Below are 9,437 nucleotides of genomic sequence, written 5' to 3' on the forward strand. Positions count from 1 at the left end.
TTGGGAGCCATGATGGCGCTGGAGTTTGTTAAAAACAACGACCCGCAGGATCCCGATTCGGAAACCTGTGCTAAACTGGTTGCGGCCTGCTCTGAGCGCGGATTGATTCTGCTAAGCGCCGGTACCCACAAAAACATTGTGCGCGTGTTGAGCCCGTTGGTAATCAGCGATGAATTGCTCAACAAAGGACTCGATATCATGGAAGAAGAACTCAAAAAAATCGTTCACTAGCCTATGAAACCATTTTCTATTGCCGGCATCCAGATGGAAGTATCGGCCAGCGGGAGCAACGTGCCCATGATGAAACACAAACTGGAGGTGCTCATGAACGTATACCCCTGGGTGCAGATGGTGATGTTCAGCGAGTTGTGTGCTTTTGGCCCGCTCACCTACTACGCACAGAAATTTCCAAACAGTACAGAAGATGAATTTCGTGAACTCGCTAAAAAGTACAATATCTGGTTGATTCCCGGCACGATGTTCCAGGAAAAGAATGACAAGATTTACAACACGGCCAGTGTAATCAATCCCGACGGTGAAGTGATTGGGCGTTACGACAAAATGTTTCCTTTTTACCCCTACGAAGTGGGCGTGGAACCGGGCAGTGAGTTTCTGATTTTCGACATTCCGGATGTGGGCCGCTTTGGTCTCAGTATTTGTTACGACATGTGGTTTCCGGAAACGTCGCGCACCCTTGCGGTAAATGGTGTGGAAGTGATTCTTCACCCCACCCTCACCGGTACGATTGACCGCGACGTAGAGCTTGCCATGGTTCAGGCCACGGCCGCCACCAACCAGTGTTTCTTTTTTGATATCAATGGTCTTGGTGACGGCGGAACGGGCCGCTCGATTGTGTGTGGACCCGACGGCAGAATTCTTTACCAGGCCAGCACCGGACCCGAGATGATTCCGATTGAAGTGGACATGGCACGCGTGCGCCGCAGCCGCGAACATGGCATACTGCGTTTGGGCCAACCGCTCAAAAGCTTCCGCGACCGAAAAGTGCATTTTGACATTTACGACAAAGACTTCAGCCTCCCCTACCTGAACCAGCTGGGCGAACTCATCAAACCCAAGCGCTTGCAGCAAATCACCACGGTACTCCGCGAACACGTTCCGCCCCCGGATGAATTTCCGGGACAGGATGGGAGTTAGGGAGGTTTTGTAGATGGATCCTACATGCTGACTTTATATGTATTCGGTTTAAGCTAAGCTGGTATTGAGAATGGTCCTCGGAGTCCTCTACGAGTGACTCCGAGGGAGGTTAGTACTATTTTACTACAACGAAAGCTGTCTTAACCTTGATTTTCATGATTGAAGGATTGCTTGATTATGTTGCAGGAACAAAAGAAATCAAGCCATCGAAAAAATCAGGCATAATCATGGTTGAGACGAAAAAAGCGCAGCATTACCACACAAAAACACAATGGATTTTGCCCCAGAGAAGAGCTTTTGGAAAAGTACTATTTTGGTACAACGAAAGCTGTCTTAACCTTGATTTTCATGATTGAAGGATTGCTTGAATCTGTTGCAGGAACAAAAGAAATCAAGCCATCGAAATAATCAGGCATAATCATGGTTGAGACAAATAAAAAACACATCATTCACCGCACAGCAGCCCGCTCGATTATAGCGAAAAGCCCGGCTTACCGAAAAACGCTATTTTAGTGCAATGAAATGTGTCTCTACCTTGATTTTCATGGTTTAAAGATTGCATGATTATGTTACACGAAGAAATCACTCACAAGGTAATTGGAGCGGCAATGGAAGTCCACAAGCACATGGGTAATGGATTCCAAGAAGTAGTTTATCAAAGAGCTTTGGCCATTGAAATGAATTTACAAGACATAGGTTTTGCCAGAGAGAAAGAAATGCCCTTGCTATACAAAGGCTATGATGTGGGAACCAGAAGGGTTGATTTTTTCGTAGAGGACAAAATTATGGTTGAGATCAAAGCTGTAATTCAATTGGAAGATGTCCATTTAGCGCAAGCCATGAACTACGTAGAAGCCTATGATTTAGAAATTGGCTTGCTGATCAATTTCGGGGCAAAGAGCCTTCAGTTTAAGCGGGTACACAACAACAACAGTAAGGACCAAATGAAATCAAGCCATCGAAGTAATCAAGCATAATCATGGTTGAGACAAAGCAGAATTCCCTCCACCAACAAAAAGCCCACAATATTCTTCTGCAACCCCTTGTGCGTTCCGCCACAATCAATTAATTTCCGTACCTTATTGCCTTCTCAATTCAAGGCCACAGACGGCCGGCAGTATGTTTGCTTTTTGCGTCTGCCATTCCGTTGAAATGCTTAAAATTGGGGGCCCATTGAAAAACCATGAAATCACCAGCACCCAAGAACAAGCCGCCTGAGCAAAGTACGGTTGATCACTATATCAACTGGTTTGAAATTCCGGCACAGAATTTTGACCGAGCCGTTGCTTTTTACAATCACCTGTATCAGATTGACATGGAATGCATGGAAATGAACGGCTACTGCATGGCCTTCTTTCCGGACCGATTCGGAGTAAGTGGTGCCGTGATTTTTGGTGAAGGCTGTGAACCGAGCGACCGTGGCCCCATTCTCTATCTCAACGCAGGAAATGAACTGGATGCCATGCTGGCCCGTGTAGAAAGCGGCGGTGGCAGGGTACTGATGGCGCGCACCATTATCAATGACGAAAGCGGTTCCTTTGCCCTTTTTCTCGATCCCGAAGGAAACAAATTGGCATTGCATAGTAAAACAACCTCATGAGCAACACTACGGCCCATCACCCCGATAAGCATTACTTCAACATTGCGCAATATCGCAGCGATTGTTGGTATCGGCTCAAAGAGTACGCTTTCCGACTTGAGATTAAATCCTCCGATAAAACTGCTAAAACCGAGGTGGCAGAGGCCTTTGCTTGCCTGGAAACGCTGGAACAATACTATGCCTATCCGGGTATTCCCAAACTTGAGGAATTAAGAAAACGTTTTTCGGCCAAAGAATACGCCGCCCTGGCCCATGATGTAAGCGCGTGTGTACGCAGTCTTGTGAGCGATGCATACCGCGAGCAAATGTCGGCAGAGGGTGATGAAGACAGTGCCGAGGCCCCAGGAGACCTTCACCTCGCTAAAGCCCGCCCCAATTACTTCGAGGTGCTTTTCGCCGATGGATTTGGAGCTGAAGAATCAAATCAACTTCACGAACAACTCACTAAACTTCGGGGTGAGGCTGATTCTTTTGTGTACAATGCCATCAGTGCAGGCACCTTTCAGGATGCCGTGATGGCAGTGCTGTTTAACCCCAATATTCAGGCGGTGGTGATCCGTTACGGAATGCCCTTTGCCTCGCACAAAGACCTGGGCAACCTGCAAACTTTTGTACAGCGACTCAAAGATTACCCTTATTCCGATCGCTCAGAACATGAACTGGGCTTGCGTTTGGGCGCCGTACTCAGCGACCTGAGGCCCGAACTCGACCTCTATTATGTTACCGATACACCGGTGGTTGATCTCGATGATGAAGCTGTAGAACTATTCCGAAGAATTTTCTATCGAAAGGAAGCTTTACAAGAGCTTCACCTTACCATATTGAGCGGCATCAAGGAGCGCTACGAAACCCCTTTCTTTTCAGCGTTGATGGAATACAGCCAGAAGCCAACCGGCGTTTTTCACGCCATGCCCATTTCCCGGGGAAATTCTGTGTTTAAGTCGCGATGGATACAGGATTTCGGCAATTTTTACGGACGCAACCTTTTTCTGGCAGAAACCTCAGCTACCACCGGTGGTCTCGATTCCCTGCTGCAACCCACAGGCACGCTTAAGCGCGCGCAGGAAAAAGCATCGAAGGCCTACGGCTCGCGCAAAACCTATTTCGTAACCAACGGAACATCAACAGCAAACAAAATCGTGCAACAGGCACTGGTGCGCCCCGACGACGTGGTGCTGATTGACCGCGATTGCCACAAATCACACCACTACGGATTGGTGCAATCGGGTGCTTACCCGGTATACCTCGACTCCTATCCTGTGCAGGAATACTCCATGTATGGCGCCGTTCCGCTGAGCGAGATCAAAAACAAACTGTTGCTTTTGCGGGCTGCCGGCCGGCTCGATAAGGTGAAAATGCTGCTGCTTACCAATTGCACTTTCGACGGACTGGTGTATAATGTGGAGCGTGTAATGGAAGAAGTGCTGGCTATTAAACCCGATATGGTTTTCCTATGGGACGAAGCATGGTTTGCCTTTGCCGGGTTTACGCACACTTACAAGCAGCGCACCGGAATGTACGTAGCGCGCAAACTCTACAAGAAGTACAAAAGTGCATCTTACCGCGACACCTACAACCAAATGATGGCCAGCCTGACACCTGGAGCTGTGCCAACGCTTCCCGATCCCGACAAAGTGCGTATCCGGGTGTACTCAACCCAAAGTACACACAAAACATTGTCGTCTATGCGGCAGGGCTCTATGATTCATATCTGGGACGAGCTGTTTGAGCGAAAAGCCGAAGACGCTTTTCACGAAGCCTACATGACCCACACCTCTACCTCGCCTAATTACCAGATTCTTGCATCGCTCGATGCCGGCCGAAGACAAGTAGAGTTTGAAGGATTCGAAATGGTGGAAAAAAGCGTGGAAATGGCCATGACCCTGCGCAGCAAAGTGGTGAACCATCCATTGCTCAGTAAGTATTTTGACGTGCTTACAGTAAAGGATTTTATCCCTGAGAAATACCGCAAATCGGGCATTGAAGAGTACTACAATCCCGACATAGGCTGGACCCGAATGGAGGAAGCCTTTGCCAGTGACGAGTTTGTGCTCGACCCCACCAAGGTAAACCTGTTCATCGGCAAAACCGGTGTGGATGGCGACACTTTCAAGAACAAGTACCTGATGGATCAATTTGGTATCCAGATCAATAAAACAAGCCGCAACTCCGTGCTGTTTATGACCAATATCGGAACCACACGTGGCTCACTGGCCTACCTCATTGGTGTACTCATTAAAATTGCCCGGCAACTGGAAGATCAGTTTCAGTCGCTCAACCGCGAGGAGCTCAAGATATTGAAGCGAAAAATCAAGTCGCTCACCCAGGAAGCACCCGAACTACCCGATTTCAGTCACTTTCACGCATCCTTTCAGGCTGTGCCCGGGGTTCCCGGTGGCAACCTGCGCGAAGCATTCTTTCTTTCATACGATGATGAGAAGTGCGAATACCTCAAACTTAAACCGGCGCTCAAAGCATTGGAAAAAGGCCGTGAATTGGTATCGGCTTCTTTTGTGATTCCCTACCCGCCCGGATTTCCGATTCTGGTTCCGGGGCAGGTGGTGAGTGAAGCCATCCTGAACTTCCTGATAAAACTTGATGTAAAGGAAGTACACGGATACCGACCGGAGCTGGGTTTACGCATTTTCCGCGAAAGCGTACTTCACCGTAAAAAACACGCAACCGCCATGATGGCCGCGCGAAAAAATTCTGCCCATTCACCCATTCAAAAACCGTTAAAACCAACCCCATGAGCAAAAAGAACGGAAAACAAACACCGCTTCGGGGAGTGTCGGATATCCGTCGCTTCTTCTACAAAAATGAAACCCCCATCTACTTTATCAGCGCCACCAATTTTAATTTGCTCGGCGCCGACGAATGGGTAAAAGGATTCAGGTATATCTGCTACATTGATTGTTTTGACGGTCTGCACCCCAACGTGTTCGTTCCGAAAGAGGAAATGCCGCACGAAGAGTTTCAGAGCATTGAAGACATCAACAACTACCTTCTGGAACACAAAGAGGTGGTGGATATCATCAACAAGCGAAACGCCGGAAAGAAAGGCAAAGCGCTGTTTTTGATGTTTGATGATAAAACCGAAGAACTGGCCCGGCTCAACAACCTGGAGGTGTGTTTCCCCTCGGCCCAAATGCGCCAGTTTATGGACAACAAGGTGAACACCAACCGCATTGCCGAAAAAGCCGGTGTACCCTGCGTGCCGTACATTCTGGACAATGTGAAGAGTTACAAGGAGCTGTCTGAAAAGTCTGCCCACCTCGGCTCGGACCTCGTGATTCAGCTTCCATTTGGAGATTCCGGGCACACCACCTTTTTCGTGTCGAACGAAGAGGAATGGAATAAGCACGCGGATGAAATTACGGCAGAGAAAGAAGTGAAAATCATGAAGCGCATCAACTGTCGTGGTGCCGCCATCGAGGCCTGCGTAACGCGCCACGGAACCATTGTGGCTCCGTTGATGACTGAACTGGTCGGTTTTAAAGAACTCACCCCCTACAAAGGTGGCTGGTGCGGAAACGAGATTTTTGCCGATGCCTTCACTCCCGTTATTCGCCAGAAAGCAAGAAAGTACACGCAGCTCTTCGGTGATCAGTTGCGAAAGGAAGGCTACAAGGGCTATTTTGAACTCGACTTCCTGATTGACGAAGACACCAACGATATCTACCTCGGAGAGCTGAACCCGCGTATTACAGGAGCCAGTTCCATCACCAATCATGCGGTGTTTGCCCTGTCAGATGCCCCGTTGTTCCTGTTTCACCTGCTGGAGTGGATGAACCGCCCCTATGAACTCAGTGTATTGGGCCTCAACCGCCGGTGGTCACGAAAGGAGAACATCGATTCATGGAGCCAGTTGGTAATTAAACACACCGACGAATCGGTAGAGATCGTAACAGAGGCTCCGCGATCGGGCATTTACAAGATGAAGGAAGACGGCTCGCTACAATTTGACCGTATGGACACCCACCGCCGGGCAGTGGAAAGCGAAAACGAAGCCTTTTACCTGCGCATCAGCCGCAAAGGAGATTACCTTTACGAAGGCGCCGACATGGGAATTCTCGTAATGCGCAACCGACTGATGACAAATGACTTTAAGCTCACTCCACGCGCAAAAAACTGGATCAACGGTTTGCGTGCGTTGTACAAATCAGAAGTCCCCACCAACCAAAACATGGTTCAGGAGCTGCAGGAAATTGGCGGCTTCAAGATGATGTAAGATGCTGATAGCCCTCAATAGCGTATCGGAAGACCAACCGGGTTCCAAATGGAAAAAGCTGTTTGAAAAGACCTGGCCTTACTACAAAAAGTGGTTTTTGTCGGAAGGGCATGTGGCGCGCCCCGGTTACCTCACCAGTATCAGTAAACTACGAGAGTATATGCCCGAACTGATGCAGGTGTACGAGTCGCTCTGCGAACTTGCAGGGGGTAGCGATATTGCCTCACGCTACCTGAGTATGTACTGTCCGCCGGCATACATGCGCGGTTGTACACAACTGGCGTGGACCCTGGATGGCCCTGCACTTATTCGCAACTACGACTACGACCCGAAGCTTTTTGAAGGCGTTCAGCTTCATACCCATTGGATTCAGCCTGTTATCGCCATGTCGGATTGCAACTGGGGAGTTCTCGATGGGATGAATGCGTCCGGTTTGGCGGTGTCGCTCACCTTTGGTGGTAGGAAAATAATTGGAGAAGGTTTTGGCATTCCGCTGGTGCTGAGATATATTCTTGAAACCTGTGTCACGGTGAAGGAAGCGAGTGAGGTTTTTAAGCGGATACCCGTACACATGGCTTACAACGTAACCCTGATTGATGCGCAGGGTGCATTCAGCACGGTGTATCTCTCGCCGGGCAGTGAACCGCTTTTTCTTCAAACGCACGTAGCCACCAACCACCAGCAATCCATTGAATGGCATGAGTATGCCACCCTTTCCAAAACCAAAGACCGCAAAGCTTACCTGGAGGAAGCGCTTGCCGAGCCTCATGTGTCACGAGCCGGAATTGAGCGCAAATTCTTTGAGCCCCCGCTCTACCAACGCAATTTCGACCGCCATTTTGTAACGCTTTACACCAGCAGCTACGACCCTGTTTCGTTACGAACCAAGGTGATGTGGCCCCACAAAACGGTTTTTCAATCGTTTGAACATTTTACTGAGAAAAAACTGGTTATCAACCTTCGGAAATCGCTGACTGATACGTTAGCGTAGCCGGTGATACCTTAAAACACAAGAAACATGACCTACAAAGATGTGCTGAAACCGCACAATTTTATTGAGAACGAATGGATCAGCACCGGAAGCGGAGAAATGCTCAGGGTGGTTGACAAGTACCACGGCACTACCCTGGCCAATATTCCACAGGCTACGGAAGCGCAAATGGAGCGCGCGATTGTATCGGCAGGAAAGGCGTTTGAAGAAATGCGTCGCTGGTCGGCCGGAAAGCGTTCTGCCATGCTGAGCCGCGTGGCTGATTTGCTGGAGTCTCGCAAAGAGGCCTTTATTGATCTGATCATTCATGAAGCCGGTAAGCCCCGCGGCTACGCCACCAATGAAATAGACCGCTGCCTCACTACCCTGCGTACTGCCGTGAGCGAAACCCTTCGTTTTGAGGGCGAAATGGTACCGCTCGACTACGGTGCCGGCGAAGGCCGAACCGCATTCACGCGTCGTTTTTCCATCGGGGTCATTGCGTGTATTACGCCGTTTAACTTTCCGCTAAACCTGGTGTTGCACAAAGTAGCACCTGCCCTGGCCACCGGCTGCAGTGTGGTAGTAAAGCCTGCTCCGCAGTCGCCGCTGTGTGCGCTGGCACTGGCCGCACTGATACACGAAGCCGGATACCCGGCCGGAACTTACAATGCCCTTGTTTGCGATATTCCTGTGGCCGAGAAACTGGTGCGCGACGAACGCGTTGCAAAACTGAGTTTTACCGGCAGCGACAGTGTAGGCTGGTACCTGAAAAGCATCTGCGGCAAAAAGAAAGTGACCCTGGAGCTTGGCGGAAACGCCGCCGTGCTGATTGACGAAAGCGCCGACATTGAAGGCGTGGCGAAGAAAGTCGCCGTGGGTTCCTATATTTACGCGGGGCAGATTTGCATTTCTACGCAGCGCATTTTTGTGCACGAAAAAGTGTATGATGCCTTCGTGAATGAGCTGGTTCGGGAGATTGAAAACCTGCCCGTTGGCGACCCCGATACCGCCGACACTATGGTTGGCCCTATCATTGACAGCGGTCACCTCAAACGCATTGATGAATGGGTGCAACAGGCTGTAAAGGGCGGTGCGCAACTGCTCACCGGCGGAAAAATTGTGAGTGCGGAGCACAACCTCTACGCTCCTACCCTGATCACCCACGCTTCTGACGACATGAAGGTGAGTTGCGCCGAGGTCTTTGGTCCCGTGGCGACGATTGAAAAGGTAAGCGATTTTGCAACCGGCATCGACCGCGTTAACACCTCCAACTACGGTTTACAGGTGGGCGTGTACACCAACCGGCTCGACCATTTTAAATTAGCTCACGAGCGCCTCGAGGTGGGCGGCATCATCATGAACAACATCCCCGGCTTCCGCATCGACAGCATGCCATACGGCGGTGTAAAAGACTCCGGCCTGGGCCGCGAGGGGATCAAATATGCGATGGAAGAAATGACGGAGGGGAGGTTGATGGT

Annotated in this window: 9 protein-coding genes; all 9 read left to right on the top strand. The window is 49.8% G+C overall.

Features of this window, described 5'->3' with window-relative positions:
* Positions 1-231: aminotransferase class III-fold pyridoxal phosphate-dependent enzyme (locus EA392_00965; protein ID TVR41876.1), on the top strand; the 231-nt coding region annotated here is incomplete at its 5' end.
* Positions 232-234: 3 nt separating this feature from the next.
* Positions 235-1,155 carry a carbon-nitrogen hydrolase family protein gene (locus tag EA392_00970; GenBank protein TVR41877.1) on the top strand — a complete coding sequence of 307 codons (921 nt, stop codon included), beginning with the start codon at positions 235-237 and terminating at the stop codon, positions 1,153-1,155.
* 155 nt (positions 1,156-1,310) lie between these two features.
* The gene (locus EA392_00975) at positions 1,311-1,511 is read left to right on the top strand and encodes a hypothetical protein (GenBank protein TVR41878.1); all 201 of its coding nucleotides are present in this window, start codon (positions 1,311-1,313) and stop codon (positions 1,509-1,511) included.
* Positions 1,512-1,721: 210 nt separating this feature from the next.
* Positions 1,722-2,132: a GxxExxY protein gene (locus tag EA392_00980; protein ID TVR41884.1), complete on the top strand. Its 411-nt coding sequence runs from the start codon at positions 1,722-1,724 to the stop codon at positions 2,130-2,132.
* A 206-nt stretch (positions 2,133-2,338) separates the two neighbouring features.
* Positions 2,339-2,755, top strand: coding sequence for a VOC family protein (locus EA392_00985; GenBank protein TVR41879.1), 417 nt, complete (start codon positions 2,339-2,341; stop codon positions 2,753-2,755).
* Positions 2,752-5,508, top strand: coding sequence for an ornithine decarboxylase (locus EA392_00990; protein ID TVR41880.1), 2,757 nt, complete (start codon positions 2,752-2,754; stop codon positions 5,506-5,508). The genes EA392_00985 and EA392_00990 overlap by 4 nt, the downstream gene beginning before the upstream one ends.
* Positions 5,505-6,986: a biotin carboxylase gene (locus tag EA392_00995; protein ID TVR41881.1), complete on the top strand. Its 1,482-nt coding sequence runs from the start codon at positions 5,505-5,507 to the stop codon at positions 6,984-6,986. Before EA392_00990 ends, EA392_00995 begins: the two co-directional genes overlap by 4 nt.
* A gap of 1 nt (position 6,987) precedes the next feature.
* Complete coding sequence (locus EA392_01000) at positions 6,988-7,977, top strand: hypothetical protein (GenBank protein TVR41882.1); 990 nt, start codon at positions 6,988-6,990, stop codon at positions 7,975-7,977.
* A 27-nt stretch (positions 7,978-8,004) separates the two neighbouring features.
* Positions 8,005-9,437: aldehyde dehydrogenase family protein (locus EA392_01005; protein TVR41883.1), on the top strand; the 1,433-nt coding region annotated here is incomplete at its 3' end.

It is taken from the genome of Cryomorphaceae bacterium, assembly GCA_007695365.1.
Classification (GTDB): Bacteria; Bacteroidota; Bacteroidia; order Flavobacteriales_D; family SKUL01; genus SKUL01.

Coding starts and splice junctions, on each gene's coding strand:
- EA392_00995 (TVR41881.1), top strand. CDS start 5,505: ATGAGCAAAAAGAACGGAAAACAAACACCGCTTCGGGGAGTGTCGGAT.
- EA392_00990 (TVR41880.1), top strand. CDS start 2,752: ATGAGCAACACTACGGCCCATCACCCCGATAAGCATTACTTCAACATT.
- EA392_00985 (TVR41879.1), top strand. CDS start 2,339: ATGAAATCACCAGCACCCAAGAACAAGCCGCCTGAGCAAAGTACGGTT.
- EA392_00975 (TVR41878.1), top strand. CDS start 1,311: ATGATTGAAGGATTGCTTGATTATGTTGCAGGAACAAAAGAAATCAAG.
- EA392_00970 (TVR41877.1), top strand. CDS start 235: ATGAAACCATTTTCTATTGCCGGCATCCAGATGGAAGTATCGGCCAGC.
- EA392_00980 (TVR41884.1), top strand. CDS start 1,722: ATGTTACACGAAGAAATCACTCACAAGGTAATTGGAGCGGCAATGGAA.
- EA392_01000 (TVR41882.1), top strand. CDS start 6,988: ATGCTGATAGCCCTCAATAGCGTATCGGAAGACCAACCGGGTTCCAAA.